The organism is Bradyrhizobium sp. NBAIM03 (assembly GCF_020194055.1).
Taxonomy (GTDB): Bacteria; Pseudomonadota; Alphaproteobacteria; order Rhizobiales; family Xanthobacteraceae; genus Bradyrhizobium; species Bradyrhizobium yuanmingense.
This window is the reverse complement of the sequence record NZ_JADYVS010000008.1, coordinates 66132-78305: the sequence shown is the minus strand read 5'-3', so window position 1 is coordinate 78305 and position 12174 is coordinate 66132. Positions and strand designations below refer to the sequence as shown.

Sequence of the window (12174 nt, the reverse complement as noted above, 5' to 3'; positions counted from 1 at the left end):
TTACGGACCGTATGCAAGGCGGGTCCTTGACAAGAAAGCAAGTTCGTCAGATATTTCTGTTATGACAGAAATAACCGGAAAAAAGAAACTCCCTGCGGCCGTTGAGCGCTTCATCCTGCACTGGGGCGACATGGGGGACGAGTGGGGAGTGAACCGCTCGGTCAGCCAGATTCATGGGCTGCTTTATCTCGCCGAGGCGCCGATGACGGCCGAGGACATCGCCGAGACGCTCGGCATGGCACGGTCCAACGTCTCCAACTCGCTGAAGGAGCTGCTCGCCTGGAACCTGATCCGGCGGGTGCCGATCCTGGGCGACCGCCGCGACCACTACGAGGCCGAGACCGACATCTGGGAGATCGCCGCGAGGATCGCGGCGCGGCGCAAGGAGCGGGAGATCGACCCGGCGATCGCGGCGCTTCGCGCCTGCGTGTCCGATGCCACGGACGATCCCGGCATCAGTCCCGTTGCAGCCAAGCGCCTCAAGGAGATGCTCGCGTTCTCCGAGCTCGCCGACCACTGGTTCATGCAGATGCTGAAGGTGCCGCGGCCGCGGCTGGTCGCCTTGATGCGACTTGGCGAGAAGATCGCCAACCTGCTGCCGATCGGCAAGGTCAAATAGCATCGAGGAGGTTGCGATGACGTCGGCAAGACTATCGGGCTCCAACGCATCGACCTCCGCTCACGTAAGACTGCTCGACGACCGACGTTTCCGCACGCTGCTGTCGGACGAGGATTGGGGCCGCTTGCCGCTCGCCACCTGGCGCCGCTTCTCGAAACGCGTCGCCGACGGCGACAGTATCGTCTATGTCGGCGTGGTCGACGAGCTCGCCTTCAGCGATTTCGGCTGGTGGTTCGCGCAGGCCGCGCGCCTGATCGGCGGACCGTTGCCGACCGGCCGCGATATCGGTGTGCCCATGATCGTCACGGTCACCGAGGACGGCGCGACCGGCGGCCAGACCTGGACGCGCATCTGCGCGCGCAAGCGCGGCTTTCCGCAGGTGATCCATTCCGCCAAGCGCTTCGCCGGTCCGACCGGGCTTGAGGAATATGTCGGCTTCGGCGTGTCGATGGCGCTGCGCATCGCGGTCGAGGATCAGGTGCTGATCTTTCGCAGCGCCGGCTACGGCCTCCAGCTTGGACGGCTGTGGCTCCCGCTGCCGGGCTGGCTGACGCCGGGCGAACTGATCGTGACGCATCGAGATCTTGGCGAGGGCGCTTTCCGCTTCACCCTCGATGTCACTCACTCGCGTCGCGGCGCGCTGATCCATCAATCCGTCCTGTTCAGGGAGGCCATATCATGACGCCGCTGTTGTGGACGCTCATCGCGATCCAGATCGCGATGGGTGTGTTCGATACCTTCTATCACCACGAATTCACCGAGCGCCTGGCCTGGCGGCCGTCGCAGCGCTTCGAGCTGAAGCTGCACGGCATCCGCAACATGCTCTATGCGCTGCTGTTCCTGATGCTCGGCTGGCTCGAGGTTCACGGCGTGCTGGCGCTGTTGATCGTCGTGGTGCTGGTCGCCGAGATCGTCATCACCTTGATGGATTTTGTCGAGGAGGATCTGAGCCGCAAGCTGCCGCCGAGCGAGCGCATCAATCACACGCTGCTTGCGATCAATTACGGCGCCATCCTGGTGCTGCTGATGCCCGTCCTGATCGATTGGGCCATGCAGCCCTTCGGCGTGAGCGTCGTTGATCAGGGCCTGCTCAGCATCGCCGCGACCGCCTGCGCAGTCGGCGCGGCACTGTGCGGCCTCAGGGATTTCGCGGCGATGCGGCGGCTCGGCCGCATGCGAAGCGTGGCGGCAGCCGGGCTTGTCGAAAAGCTGCCCGGCCGCAAGACCGTGCTCATCACCGGCGCCACCGGATTCATCGGCAGCCGGCTTGCCGCAAGCCTCAGCGGGGCAGGGCATCACGTCATCGCGCTGATCCGAAATCCCGCGAAAGCCGAGATGCTGCCGCCGCCGGTGACGCTGATCACCAGCCTCGATCAGCTCACCTCGGACGCGCAGATCGACGCCATCGTCAACCTCGCGGGTGAGCCGATCGGCAACGGCCTGTGGACCGAAGCGAAGCGCGCGAAGATCATCGGCTCGCGCATCGACACGACCGGCGAGGTCGTCAAGCTGATCGCGCGGCTCGCGCGCAGGCCCGAGGTGCTGATCAGCGGCTCGGCGATCGGCTGGTACGGCCTTTGGGCCGACCAGGTGCTGACGGAATCGGCCAAATCTCACGCCTGCTTCAGCCACGAGCTGTGCGCCGCGTGGGAGACAGCGGCGCGGCCGGCGGAGGAGCTCGGCGTGCGCGTGGTGTATTTGCGCATCGGCCTCGTGCTCGGTACGGAAGGCGGCTTCGTCACGCGCATGCTGACGCCATTCGAGTTCGGCCTCGGCGGCCCGCTCGGCACCGGGCGACAATGGATGTCCTGGATCGAGCGCGACGATCTGATCCGCCTGATCGCCTATGTGATCGCGACGCCGGACCTGTCGGGTCCCGTCAACGCCACCGCGCCGATCCCGGTCACCAATGCAAAGTTCACGGAAGAGCTCGGCCGCCGCCTGCACCGGCCCGTCCTGTTCCGCATTCCCGGCGGCCTGCTCCGCCGGATCGGCGGCGGCTTTGCCGACGAGCTCCTGCTCGGCGGCCAGCGCGTGCTGCCGAACAAGGCGCTGAGCCGCGGTTTTGTCTTTCGGCACGAGACGCTGCGCAGCGCGTTCGAGGCGATCTTGTGAGACTTCAGGCGGCCGCCACGCTCCGGAACGTCGCGGCCACCGCACGCAGCGCGGCGAGTTTCGCGGGATCGCTGACCTTCGAATGCAGCATCACCTTTGAGCTGCCGAGCTTCGGCAGCTTGTGCGCAGGTCCGACATCGATCAGCCCGGGCGGCGCGATCCGCCGCGCCAACGGTGCAATGGCAAGCCCGGCGAGTGCTGCCGCGACCACCGCGGTGACGCCGCCGCCGACGAAGCGCTCGCGCCAGGGGAGGCCGGCCTTGTCGAGCGTGCGCACGGCGACGGCGCGCACCCCGCAGGGCGGGGCGAGGGTTGCGAGCGGCAACGGTTCGCCCTTCGGCAACGTGAGGCGGCGTGCGGCGAACCAGCCGAACTCGTCCTCAGCGAGTTTCTCGCCGCCGCGGCGGCTGCCTTCCTGGCGCACGATCACCGCATCGAGCTCGCCCGCATCGTAGGCATCCTGCATCTCGCGCGAGAAGCCGATGGTGACGGCGAGGGTGAGGTTCGACGACATCGCGTGCAGGCGCTCGAGTAGCGGCACCAATTCGGGGCCAGCGGCGTGATCGGAGATGCCGAGCGAGAGCGATTGCGCGGCCGGTGCATCACCCGCCAATGCGAGATCGTGCGCCGTCATCAGCGCGCGGGCGCGATCGAGGAACGCGGCGCCATCGGCGGTGAGGCGGACTGCGCGCGGCGAGCGCTCGACGAGGCGCTTGCCCAGCAACGTCTCCAGCCGCTGCAGTTTGAGACTGACGGCGGCCTGCGTCGTGCCGAGCGCTTCGGCGGTGCGCGTGAAGCTCTGGAGGTCGGCGACCAGAAGGAAGGTCTGGACGGTGGCGATGTCGAGTGTGGGCTGTCATTACAAATCGTTATCATTGGTATCAGTCGTGATAAGATACCAAAATGATGGCGGCAGGTCTAGTTTCTTACCGACGCCGCACACATTGCGCGGCATATCGAGGAGAACGACGATGCCCCTGATCACCGTGTCCTACACCACGTCTCGCCAGTCCCCCTCGCTGAAGGCCGATATCGCGAGCGCGGTGTCCGAGCTGACCGCAAGTATCCTGCACAAGGACCCCAAGGTCACCGCCATCATCGTGAAGTCCTTGGATGCGGGCGACTGGTTCGCCGGCGGCGAGTCGCTCGCCGAGCAGAAGCTCGCCAGCTACTGGATCGACATCCACGTCACCGAGGGCACGAACACCAAGGACGAGAAGGCGGCCTATCTCGCCGCCATGTTCAAGCGCATGGCCGAGATCCTGGGGCCGCTGCATCCCGAGACCTACCTGCATGTCGACGAGGTCAAGGGCGATGCCTACGGCTTTGGCGGCCTGTCTCAGGAGCGGCGCTACATCGCCGGCAAGCTCGAGGTCTCGCTGCAGGCGGCGTGATGCGAGAGGCCGCGGGTGAGCCATCTCACCCGCGGCCCGAAGCCATCAGCTCGCTGCGCGGAACTGCACTTCGGCGTTGTTGATGAAGCATGTCTTGTCGAACAGCTTCAGGTCCAGCGGGTTCGGCAAGCGGACATCGCTGAGATCGGGGCAGGGCTTGGCTGCGGGATCATAGGATCGATCAATCTGCGAGATGAAGACGACGATCAGCCCCGTGTCGCGCGCGAACGATTTCAGCGCGCGCACCTGCACCGTCAGGTCGGGGTTTTCCCGCCTCTGATCGAGCAACTGCAGGTAGTCGATCACGACGAAGGTGCCGCGCGGCGCCGCTGCCATCTGCTTGACGACGTAATCGGCGCTGATCCCGTCGGAGCAATCCACCTCGAACAGCTTGTCGAACTGTGCCGGCTCCACGCCGATGACCCGCAGACGCTCCAGCACATCCTTCTCGGTATATTCGAGCGAGAAGAATGCGGCGCGATGGCCGGACTTCATGGCTTCGACGGCAAGTCCGAGGCTCATCAACGTCTTGCCCTGGCCGGGACGCGCCCCGACCAGCACCAAATCGCCCGGACGGAATTGCGCGAACAGTTTGCTCGCGGGACTCAGTGCGGCTGCTTTGGCCGCAAGCATGCTCCAGGCGGAAAACCCTTCCCTCGCAGCGACGCGGTCAAGCGCGTCGTGGAGCGGAAGGCCGGCCTCGCGAGACAGGCGCCTGGCCTTGCGCTTCAGATGGTAGATGGGCGCAGACAGTTTCATCGTCAAAACCTCCCATTGCGAGCATGGATCGCAACCCCTCCTTATGCCTGGCGCTCGAACAGTCGGCCGATGATCAACTCGCCCGGCATGAAGTCTGCTTTCCCGGCGGAGGGGGGAGGCGTGGGCGGCACCGAAATGAAGCGTAGCTGATTCCGCGACGGGCGGAGAGCGGCGCGGTCGGCTCAAACAGAAAAAGTATTAGACTGCCGCTTCCGGCAGCAGTGCGCGGGTCGGCCCGAACAGCTCCTCGAACGCCTGCCGGAGCGCAATATCGACATCGGCCATGGTCACGAGCTGGCCGAGATCGACCAGCGAGGTGACGCCGTAGCGGGGATCGACGACACCGCAGGGCACGATGCCGGCGAAATGCGACAGCTCCGGCTCGACATTGATGGCGATGCCGTGAAACGAGACCCAGCGCTTCAGCCGGACGCCGATCGCCGCGATCTTGTCTTCGTGCTCGGGTCCCTTGTCGGGCCGCCTGACCCAGACGCCGACCCGGTCCTCGCGCCGCTCGCCGCGGACGTTGAAGGCGGCGAGCGTCTTCAGGATCAGCTCCTCCAGGCTCGCGACATAGGCCCGCACGTCCGGCCGGCGGCGCTTGAGATCCAGCATGATGTAGGCCACGCGCTGGCCGGGCCCGTGATAGGTGAGCTGCCCGCCGCGCCCCGTCGCGAAGGTCGGGAATCGGGAATCGAGCAGGTCCGATTCCTTGCCCGAGGTGCCGGAGGTGTAGAGCGGGGGATGTTCCAGCAGCCAGACCAGTTCAGGGGCCTCGCCCGCGGCGATCGCCGCGACACGCGCCTCCATGGCGGCCACGGCCTCCGGATAGGGCACCGGGGCATCCGAAATCCGCCATTCGACGACTTCGCCGCCTGCGGCGGAAAACGACGTCAAATCGAGGTCTTGGCGGTGGCTTTCAGGGGAATTAACCATTGGCTAACCATAACGTGGTGATCATCTCTGGAGCAAATGAAGAGTCCCAAGTCTCAAGTTGCGGCGGTCCTGACAGTGCCCACTCTCGACAAAGTCACCGTGGATCTCATGGTCGTCCTCGGGACGACCACGATGCCGATCCATCAAGTATTACGTCTTTCCCGCGGCGCCATCATCGAGCTGGACGCAACTGAGGCCGACGAAGTCAAGGTGCTCGCCAATAATCTGCCGGTCGCCTCCGGCGTTGTGCTGGTCGACCGCAACAGAATCGCGGTCGAGGTCAAGCAGATGCTGCCGCGCTCGCCGGGGACGCGGTAGGCTCCCGGTCACACGGGACCGGGCAAGCGGTAGCGGCCTGGGTATCCTATAAGGCCGATCTCCTGGAGGAGGGCGGCGTTTTTCCTGCCAAGCTTGTGGAATTCAGGGCTTTTGCAGGCTTGTATCCCCCTGATGGATTTGTTAGATCGGCGCCGCTGATCCGGCCGCCCGAACGACCTCAGGCCGGCATCTCCTAGCGCTCGTGGCGGAACTGGTAGACGCGCTGCCTTGAGGTGGCAGTGGGTAACACCGTGGGGGTTCGAGTCCCTCCGAGCGCACCACAATTTGCAAATCGCTGGCGGGTTGCCCACCGTGGCGGTGAATACGAGTGTGCAAGAGCCGTCGAAAGTGAACGCAAGCTCACTGTGTGGCTTGCTCGTTGCCCTCAAGATTTCACCCCCCATCCTAAGTAATGATGAGTTTCAGCGGAGAGCCGGCCGCAATGATCCCACGCCTGTCGGGCACGTTGCGGACGATTGGGGGCGGGGTAATCCGGGAAAATGCCTGGCATGCTCAGTTGCCGACGCTGCTGTTGAGCTCGCCAAACAAGCGGCGGATCGCGTCCACGTTCTTCGTCATCGAGTAGAGGTTGCACACGTTCAGGTCTCGGGAGGTGCCTGGCGAGGACGGTTGTCAGTTGCGGGTTTGGCATGCGCCAGCTCGCGGGTCGGTCAGACATACCCAGCTAGAACATAATGGGAACGAAAGAGGCGATACGGTCGCTCGTTATCGTTCTCCACGCCCGTTGGGCATCGATGAAGCGGTCCTACACTAACGGGGATCCAGAAGAGCGCTTGCAATTCCATGCTGGCCTTCAACTCCAGGGAGCATAGTCGTCACAATTGCCCCTGAACTGCGGATGCCTTGCGTGCGATGTCTCATGCTCGGCGGCCTCGGGCGCGCGATGCCGACGATGATCGTCGTCTTTGTCCCGAGCGCCGTGCTTCCGCCCTTCTTACTCTCTCGCGGAGCCGCCTCAATTGGGCCAGCAGGCTGACGAGCTCGATTCTTGTGTCACGCAGAACAGCCAGGCTGGAAATCCCACTACTCACTACAACACCCCCAAACAGGCCTTTGCCGAATTCGTGACGGAAGCTCGGATTTGTGGCGACGTGCCAACAACGTCTAAGCGATGGCCACCGGGGGCGTCGGTTCGTTTTACGACAATGCGCGAAAATATTCTAAATGGTTGCAATGCATTGCAACAGCAACGCGCTATCGGAAGGGGAATATCAACACACTCTCCGAAGCGCGCGCGTCATTTGCATCAGCACGTTGGCGCTGTACGAGCTACCTCTACTGTTCTGACGATCGGCTCCTCGACCCAGGCCTCGCGGGCAAACCAGTTGTGATTGGCCCGACAGTCCGGACAAAGAGTATTGCCGAAAAACACGATGCTTCGCAGGAAAGTCTCACGATCGGATTTGATGCCGGTCGGAATCGCGCGGCCGGATTGCGGACATTTGACCATGATCATGCCCATACGAGCCTCCCTGAAACACGTATTTGTCGAGAAAAAGGGCCGGCCGGCTGGAGTGCGCTCTCGTCGGTGCGGGTGACTTGGGGGGCATCGCACCTGGGGTCGTTGTTCGAGCAAAAGGGCAGCTTGCTCGTGACGACGCTTCTCCAACCGACCGGATTCCTGCTTGGCGAATTCTTGGGATAGCTGCGGGCTTTCGCCGCAACTCTGAATAATGTCCGACCTCAACCGAACGCTTCTGGGAGGCGCCTAATAACCGTCATGTCGAAATACCCGCGACTTCGTGTCGAACGTTCCCCCTGCGAGAAAACCATCAATTGCCTCTCGACGGACAGATCAGCCAACCGCATCACTGGTGTCACTCCCCTCGGTGCAGTCCATTAACTATTCTCTTTTTTATTATTTGTGCAAATTAAAACTCGCCTTGTCGGTCTGATTTACGACTCTCGGCTGATTTATTTTTGCGCGGCGCGATGCATTACCGAAAAACGTCAGTCCCTTTTCTCGTAGGCTTCTGCAGGCCACCATTCTCAAGTCGGTTCGGCACGTGGTTGCGCTTTGTCACGGTATTGAATGCTCGCCCGAGGTTCAAATATGAAACAAATTTTGATTATAAGCAAAATCTGCAAATCTCGTTGGTTAATTGCTGCCGATCACGTAAGGTACACTCGTCCAGGTTTCTTCGGCTGGAGGAGACAATGTGGGAATTAATTCTTAACGAGTACAACCTCACCTCGGAGACGCTGCAGCTGGCTCAGATGCGCGCAGAATTGGTCAGCATTGGCGAGAAGGAACGCATTCTAAGAGAACGGAGTGCCGATCGCGAAGCTTATCGGTACCTATTGGATGCTCATCGGTCGATCGCCAGGCCGAGCCTCATGGGAGAGCAGGGGTTGAACATTTCTCCTCAAGACGGGGGCAAGGACGGTCAGCTCGCGGCATGACCAGCCGGATTGACATGTCCAAACGAGCCGGACCGGTGGCGTGTGTTCGGGTGAACGAAATCGCAGGCGCCGCAGACCGGGCTAGATTGAGTCTCGCAGGTGGCGGCGGGTCCGCTTGTCCGGTGCCGCGACAACATCGCATCCCGGAGGCTGTCGCCGCCTCGCCGGTACAGGCGAGGCAGAATGGTTCACATTGGTGGAAGCCGTGCTGGAAAGATCGTCGGCAGAGATAGTATTGAGACCGGCTCCGGATGCAGTATTCGCGCTGTTGGATGGTCGACCAATGATCTTCAGCGAAGCGGGGCAGAAGATTTTTGAACTCGACCGAGTAGGGGCATTCATCTGGTGCAAGTTAGGGGAAGGCTCCTCGCTTGGAGACATTTATCGGGGGCTTGCGGCGCAAGGCATTGACGAGCACACGGCACGCCAGTTCACGCGACAGGTCGTAGATGTCTGGGTCGATCGAGCGTTGCTCGAAGTCGATTGGCGAATGCCGACCGATTGCGCCTTCTCAGCTCATCTGGGTCGCCACAGAATAGACATCCGGGCTGCAAATCCGGACCTCTTGAGGCGGCTGCTGTCGCCATTCAGTGTGTCGGACCAGAGTGCCGGCGGCGACGGCGACATCGCGATCGAGGCAATGATGCTGGATGAACAAGTGTTCTTGCGCGCAGAAGATTCCAGCATTTCCAGATGCGAAGTCGATGCACTAGCCCCTACGATCAAAGCTCACGTCACCGAGCGGCTTATTCGAAACATTCGCTGGGTGTTCTCCCTTCATGCCGCTTCTCTCGTGAACGACGGCATGGGCCTGTTGTTATGCGGCCATCCGGGAGCAGGAAAGTCTACCCTCACATTGCAACTGGTGGACGCCGGATTTCGGTACGCTGGCGATGACGTCGCGCTGGTTGGCGGTGACGGAACGATCTGCGGAGTACCGTTTGCGCTCACCCTCAAGGAAGGATCGTGGGACTTGCTCTCGCGACTACATGGCGACCGCTACGATGCGACGCATTGCCGCTCCGACGGCGTTCGGGTGCGGTACGTACCCATTCCTGATGCGCAGAACGAAAGCTTCTCCGCAGGCTGGATCATCTTCTTGAACCGGGTCGCGAGCGGTCCGACCGAACTAACCGAAATAGATCGTTTGGATTCGATGAGGCGGCTCATCGAGCACGCATTCGCCAGCGATGGTAGACTGTCGCAGACTGGCTTTCTTGCTTTAAGGCGGATTGTCGCGGGTGCGCAATCGCTTCAACTCACCTACTGCGAGGCCGGAGAGGCTCGGCGCCTGCTTGTGGATCTGTGCAATGGCAAGGCATAGCAGCGCGGTCAGGAGCCTCTGCAATTGCTTGCGAGGCATGCCGCCTGTCGACATAGAGTGGACCTCAGTCATCGGGCTCGCAAATCAGACCCTGACGACGCCGGCGCTCATCGATTTTGTCGACAAATTCGCGTCGGTGCTGCCGGAGGACGTCTGCGCCTATATTCGCCATATCCACCATCGAAACGGGCTGCGCAATGACCGCCTCGTCGCTCAACTCGAAGAGGCCGTCGTTGCGCTGAACGGTCATGGCATTACGCCGGTCGTGCTCAAGGGGGCTTCGACACTGGCGACCGCGCCCGAGGCGCGAAGAGGTCTTCGGATAATGTCCGATCTGGATATCATGGTCATGCCAGACGACGCCAGAACGGCTGTCGCCGCGCTATCTGGAATTGGTTACGATATCCATTACCAGACCTCTCCCGAAAGCCATAAATGGTATGCCGATCTGAATCGCCCCCAGGATGTCGGATCCATCGACCTGCAGCAGGCAGCTCCAGGTCCTGCGTACCTCTACCAGAACTTCGGGCCTGCACTGAACCATTGTATTCCTGCGCCGCTCGGACGGGCACGCGTATATATCCCCACGCCAACCTTCCAAGCGCTGATGTTGATCATCCATGACCAGTTTCAAGACTATGGTTATTGGCTCGGCGACCTCGACCTGCGGCACCTTGTTGAATTGCGCGACCTAAGCCACTCAGCCGAGCCTGTCGATTGGGAGAAGCTTACCTCTCGTGTCTCGGGCGACTTGATGAAGAACGCGGTTGAAACCCAGCTGATCGCCGTTGCCGAGCTGCTTGGCGTCGATATTCCACACGCGTTGCGCTCCCGACTGATTCCTCGCCTGCAGTTCATGCGTCAGTTGATACAAGCACGCTTTCCGGCTACGCGCGTGCCTCTCCTGGCGATGAGTCTTCTGGACTTCAGAAACTACCGCCGAGAGGCAACTATCGTTTCGACAAAAACAGGGGCGAACCGACGGGGATTGTGGACTGTGCCAAGAGCTAGCACCTTACGACTTCTTTTGAACGCGACGACCGCAGCTCGTGCGGGCAAGGTCTAAGGCCAGCGAACGTCAGCGCTTTCGCGACTGAGGCGTCGGTTGGCCAAGCGGGTTTTCGATCCGCCGGCTGTTCGAGGCGGAATTCGCCGCTCGGGACGCACGGTGGAAATCGCCAGCTCAATGCGGTTTGTCCGACTTTGGCGCATCTAGGAATGCTCTCGACCACCAGCATTCCGTTCGGACGATTCGCCGTTCTCGGGGATCTTGAACTCCTCGAGCGTGTGGCCCGATTGCAGGGCGGCAACGAGCCAGCGGGGCTGCTTACCACGTCCGGACCAAGTCTCTGTTGGCTGAAGCGGATTGAAGTATTTCGGCACGACCTTCGGGTATTTGCGACGAGGCGGCTGGCCTGTTCCCGCCTCAGTCGCCCCGCTTTCAGCTCCGCCGAGTTGATCCGGCTGGTTGAGCTGCGCAAGACGCTTTTCTAGCTCTCGCTTTTCGGCGGTGATCTTTTCGGCGAGAATCTTTGTCAGCTCCTCGTGAAGGAGCCAAAGTTCCTCAAAATCCATGGCTTCGAGATCTTGCCTTCGCATTAGCATTTCTCGACACCGTTCGACTGACCCGTCGTCATCCAGCCATTCTTCGTCCGAGTGACAAATGAATGTTTGACCAAATCAGTGCTCAAATTGACCATGCAATAAATCTATTATATATTATTTAATAATTAATGCGACGATTATTTTATTAATTGATCTTGGTGGCAAAGAATCTTGCGAAGATGCGTAGAGGAGGCATGGTTTGATCGAGTATCCTCTTGAACGTCTTCAGGTTTCAGTCGGCCGGTTTGCGGCTCCGTCGACCGTGTTGTCCGATATCCGGGCCCTGAGCTTCCAAATCGAGCTCAGACGGCGCGCGCTGAAGGATATTGGGATTATTAGCTGCCGTTTGCGTCGCTGGGGAGGCCGCAAGGCGGTAGGCCAACCGAGGCTTAACAAAAGCAGTCCGGCGCGTCAGCATCTCATGCTGCGGCGTGGCAGCGGTCCCTGACGGGATCGGCTCATATGCCATCTCTGATGGGGCTTGAGCAGTTCCCGCGCGGTGATTAAGCAAATAGATGTGCGCATCTCCTGTACGCGGGTAAATTGTGCGGATCGCTCATTTTCCCGGCTTGATTATTAACGTGGACCCAGTTATCTGGAGCGCCAGTTCCAGTTCGGTTCCAAACATTCTTCTGGGATAATCGGGCTCTCTGTCTTGATTAATATATCGACAGAGGCAA

13 protein-coding genes, 1 tRNA gene and 1 pseudogene are annotated in these 12174 nt (G+C 61.2%); 9 read left to right on the top strand and 6 right to left on the bottom strand.

Annotated features, from left to right (window positions below):
* Window positions 1-61: 61 nt before the first annotated feature.
* The 3 genes from I6F21_RS14055 to I6F21_RS14045 are packed head-to-tail and all read left to right on the top strand — an operon-like array spanning window position 62 to window position 2734.
* The gene (locus I6F21_RS14055) at window positions 62-619 is read left to right on the top strand and encodes a MarR family transcriptional regulator (protein WP_225139913.1); all 558 of its coding nucleotides are present in this window, start codon (window positions 62-64) and stop codon (window positions 617-619) included.
* Window positions 620-635: 16 nt separating this feature from the next.
* The gene (locus I6F21_RS14050; protein WP_225139914.1) at window positions 636-1301 is read left to right on the top strand and encodes a DUF4166 domain-containing protein; all 666 of its coding nucleotides are present in this window, start codon (window positions 636-638) and stop codon (window positions 1299-1301) included.
* Window positions 1298-2734, top strand: coding sequence for a TIGR01777 family oxidoreductase (locus I6F21_RS14045; protein ID WP_225139915.1), 1437 nt, complete (start codon window positions 1298-1300; stop codon window positions 2732-2734). Before I6F21_RS14050 ends, I6F21_RS14045 begins: the two co-directional genes overlap by 4 nt.
* Before the next feature lie 4 nt (window positions 2735-2738).
* On the opposite strand, the gene I6F21_RS14040 is transcribed toward I6F21_RS14045, so the two are convergent.
* Window positions 2739-3575, bottom strand: a complete 837-nt coding sequence (locus tag I6F21_RS14040; protein WP_225183302.1) for a LysR substrate-binding domain-containing protein — start codon at window positions 3573-3575, stop codon at window positions 2739-2741.
* A 130-nt stretch (window positions 3576-3705) separates the two neighbouring features.
* On the opposite strand from I6F21_RS14040, the gene I6F21_RS14035 reads away from it, so the two are divergent.
* The gene (locus I6F21_RS14035) at window positions 3706-4128 is read left to right on the top strand and encodes a 4-oxalocrotonate tautomerase family protein (RefSeq protein ID WP_225139917.1); all 423 of its coding nucleotides are present in this window, start codon (window positions 3706-3708) and stop codon (window positions 4126-4128) included.
* A 45-nt stretch (window positions 4129-4173) separates the two neighbouring features.
* On the opposite strand, the gene I6F21_RS14030 is transcribed toward I6F21_RS14035, so the two are convergent.
* Both I6F21_RS14030 and lipB read right to left on the bottom strand, forming a co-directional pair.
* On the bottom strand, window positions 4174-4887 hold the full coding sequence (locus I6F21_RS14030; RefSeq protein WP_225139918.1) for a DNA helicase: 714 nt from the start codon (window positions 4885-4887) through the stop codon (window positions 4174-4176).
* A gap of 198 nt (window positions 4888-5085) precedes the next feature.
* Window positions 5086-5823, bottom strand: coding sequence for a lipoyl(octanoyl) transferase LipB (gene lipB / locus I6F21_RS14025; protein ID WP_225139919.1), 738 nt, complete (start codon window positions 5821-5823; stop codon window positions 5086-5088).
* Window positions 5824-5898: 75 nt separating this feature from the next.
* Here lipB and I6F21_RS14020 point away from each other — a divergent pair, with 75 nt between their 5' ends.
* On the top strand, window positions 5899-6141 hold the full coding sequence (locus tag I6F21_RS14020; protein ID WP_018647371.1) for a FliM/FliN family flagellar motor switch protein: 243 nt from the start codon (window positions 5899-5901) through the stop codon (window positions 6139-6141).
* Between the two features lie 196 nt (window positions 6142-6337).
* Window positions 6338-6422: transfer RNA gene (locus tag I6F21_RS14015), tRNA-Leu, on the top strand.
* A gap of 197 nt (window positions 6423-6619) precedes the next feature.
* Here I6F21_RS14015 and I6F21_RS14010 read toward each other — a convergent pair.
* Window positions 6620-6738 (bottom strand): annotated as a pseudogene (locus tag I6F21_RS14010) (SOS response-associated peptidase); the annotation flags it as partial.
* 670 nt (window positions 6739-7408) lie between these two features.
* The gene (locus I6F21_RS14005; RefSeq protein ID WP_074448160.1) at window positions 7409-7624 is read right to left on the bottom strand and encodes a hypothetical protein; all 216 of its coding nucleotides are present in this window, start codon (window positions 7622-7624) and stop codon (window positions 7409-7411) included.
* A 695-nt stretch (window positions 7625-8319) separates the two neighbouring features.
* Between I6F21_RS14005 and I6F21_RS14000 the strand changes: the two genes are divergently transcribed.
* The 3 genes from I6F21_RS14000 to I6F21_RS13990 all read left to right on the top strand — a co-directional run bounded on the left by I6F21_RS14000 (window position 8320) and on the right by I6F21_RS13990 (window position 10955).
* On the top strand, window positions 8320-8565 hold the full coding sequence (locus tag I6F21_RS14000) for a hypothetical protein (RefSeq protein WP_036013565.1): 246 nt from the start codon (window positions 8320-8322) through the stop codon (window positions 8563-8565).
* A gap of 283 nt (window positions 8566-8848) precedes the next feature.
* Window positions 8849-9889 carry a PqqD family peptide modification chaperone gene (locus tag I6F21_RS13995; RefSeq protein WP_225139921.1) on the top strand — a complete coding sequence of 347 codons (1041 nt, stop codon included), beginning with the start codon at window positions 8849-8851 and terminating at the stop codon, window positions 9887-9889.
* Between the two features lie 37 nt (window positions 9890-9926).
* The gene (locus I6F21_RS13990; protein ID WP_225139922.1) at window positions 9927-10955 is read left to right on the top strand and encodes a nucleotidyltransferase family protein; all 1029 of its coding nucleotides are present in this window, start codon (window positions 9927-9929) and stop codon (window positions 10953-10955) included.
* Between the two features lie 146 nt (window positions 10956-11101).
* On the opposite strand, the gene I6F21_RS13985 is transcribed toward I6F21_RS13990, so the two are convergent.
* Window positions 11102-11488: an H-NS histone family protein gene (locus I6F21_RS13985; protein ID WP_081493007.1), complete on the bottom strand. Its 387-nt coding sequence runs from the start codon at window positions 11486-11488 to the stop codon at window positions 11102-11104.
* Between the last annotated feature and the right edge of the window lie 686 nt (window positions 11489-12174).

What these genes read in the sequence shown, in the direction of transcription:
- I6F21_RS14030 (WP_225139918.1), bottom strand. Translation starts at nt 4,887, where the DNA reads ATGAAACTGTCTGCGCCCATCTACCATCTGAAGCGCAAGGCCAGGCGC.
- I6F21_RS13995 (WP_225139921.1), top strand. Translation starts at nt 8,849, where the DNA reads ATGATCTTCAGCGAAGCGGGGCAGAAGATTTTTGAACTCGACCGAGTA.
- I6F21_RS14050 (WP_225139914.1), top strand. Translation starts at nt 636, where the DNA reads ATGACGTCGGCAAGACTATCGGGCTCCAACGCATCGACCTCCGCTCAC.
- lipB (WP_225139919.1), bottom strand. Translation starts at nt 5,823, where the DNA reads ATGGTTAATTCCCCTGAAAGCCACCGCCAAGACCTCGATTTGACGTCG.
- I6F21_RS14055 (WP_225139913.1), top strand. Translation starts at nt 62, where the DNA reads ATGACAGAAATAACCGGAAAAAAGAAACTCCCTGCGGCCGTTGAGCGC.
- I6F21_RS14045 (WP_225139915.1), top strand. Translation starts at nt 1,298, where the DNA reads ATGACGCCGCTGTTGTGGACGCTCATCGCGATCCAGATCGCGATGGGT.
- I6F21_RS13990 (WP_225139922.1), top strand. Translation starts at nt 9,927, where the DNA reads ATGCCGCCTGTCGACATAGAGTGGACCTCAGTCATCGGGCTCGCAAAT.
- I6F21_RS14005 (WP_074448160.1), bottom strand. Translation starts at nt 7,624, where the DNA reads ATGGGCATGATCATGGTCAAATGTCCGCAATCCGGCCGCGCGATTCCG.
- I6F21_RS14035 (WP_225139917.1), top strand. Translation starts at nt 3,706, where the DNA reads ATGCCCCTGATCACCGTGTCCTACACCACGTCTCGCCAGTCCCCCTCG.
- I6F21_RS14000 (WP_036013565.1), top strand. Translation starts at nt 8,320, where the DNA reads ATGTGGGAATTAATTCTTAACGAGTACAACCTCACCTCGGAGACGCTG.
- I6F21_RS13985 (WP_081493007.1), bottom strand. Translation starts at nt 11,488, where the DNA reads ATGCGAAGGCAAGATCTCGAAGCCATGGATTTTGAGGAACTTTGGCTC.